The following is a 1,312-nucleotide window of genomic DNA, read 5'->3' as shown; positions in this document are numbered from 1 at the left end:
CACTACTTTGGCAGAATGTGTTTGCGCCCCTGTTTTTCAAGGATTTGCTTTCGGCAATATGGGCACTGCTGAGACGGCGGCCGAAGGATGAGATCGACGATGGCGTGACGTACGGCGGGCATGGTTGGCTGGGGCGGAGGCCCGTTGATTCTTTTTTTTCCGCCCCGCGTGTGCGAGGCGACGGTGTTGCAGGAAGGCGTAGGCAATCATTGTCATCAGGGCGTGGCGATGAAGACCCTGCCATGATCGCCCTTCGAAGTGATCAAGTCCGAGCTCCTCCTTCAACTGCTGATGCGCTTGCTCACAAATCCACCGTGCCTTGATGGTGGCTGCCAGCGTGCGCAGATCCGTCATCGCCGGAAGATTGGCGAGATAGTATTTCTTCTCTCCCGAGGCGCGTTGCTCGCCAATGAGCCAGGCTTCGTCGCCTGGGAGATGCTGCTGACCTTTATCCCATATCCGCTGCGGAGGGCCGTCGGCGGTCCGGACACGGAGAGCAGCAAATCGGGCTTTGAGCCGACCTTTCGTCCCGCTACGCCAACTCACGGTTTTCCATTTGGCGCTGGCCAGCATTTGTTCTGCCGCAATCGATAAGATATCGGGCACGTGGTGCTTTCGTGGTTTCCCGCGGACTTTGGTAATCGGCCAAATGAGCTTCACATCGACCGGATATACTTTCAGGTGCCGAGGGATGCCGACAGCCCAGGCCAGCCCGCGCTCTGTTAGCCCTTGTCGAAACGGTGCGCTGAGGCCGTATCCTGCATCCGCCAGCACACATCCAAAGCGCACGTTGGCTGCCATCGCGCGGTCAATCTCGGCCAAAGCAATCTCCGGCTTGGACCGTGGCGTTCGGTGTTCGACTGGCACGCGAGCGCGCTTCAAACGAGACATGTCGCTTGTCCAACTGTCAGGCAGAAAGAGACGTAACGCGACCATCACTGGCACTTCGCCGCGCGCAAGCGTTAAAGACACCAGCGTTTGGCAATTTGCCGTTTTACCGAGAGCCGACGCGTATTGAGCCGCAACACCGACCGAGCGCTCACCCTTCTTCGGCAGTGAGGTGTCATCAATAACCAGCACCGCATCCCTGCCGCCGACAAGTCGGTCCGCCTGGTTGAGCAGCTCTGTCTCCAGCGGCGTCGCGTCCCAGACACCGTCCGCAATGAAATGGTGCAACTGGTCGTAGTTGCTCGTGGCAAGGCGTTCCGCCATCGGCTGAACGCTCTTGCGATCGCCAGGACCGATCAGTCCCGCAACATACAGAGGGCACATCCGCTGCCGGGTCTTATGACCCAGCCGGTCCAAGAACGGC

At 59.4% G+C, this 1,312-nt stretch carries 1 protein-coding gene; it reads right to left on the bottom strand.

Features of this window, described 5'->3' with window-relative positions:
* Positions 1-36 precede the first annotated feature (36 nt).
* Positions 37-1,312: IS701 family transposase (locus AB4Z51_RS44930; RefSeq protein ID WP_441499768.1), on the bottom strand; the 1,276-nt coding region annotated here is incomplete at its 5' end.

Source organism: Bradyrhizobium sp. 2TAF36, assembly GCF_052114925.1.
Classification (GTDB): Bacteria; Pseudomonadota; Alphaproteobacteria; order Rhizobiales; family Xanthobacteraceae; genus Bradyrhizobium; species Bradyrhizobium barranii.
This window is presented reverse-complemented; position numbering and strand designations above follow the sequence as displayed.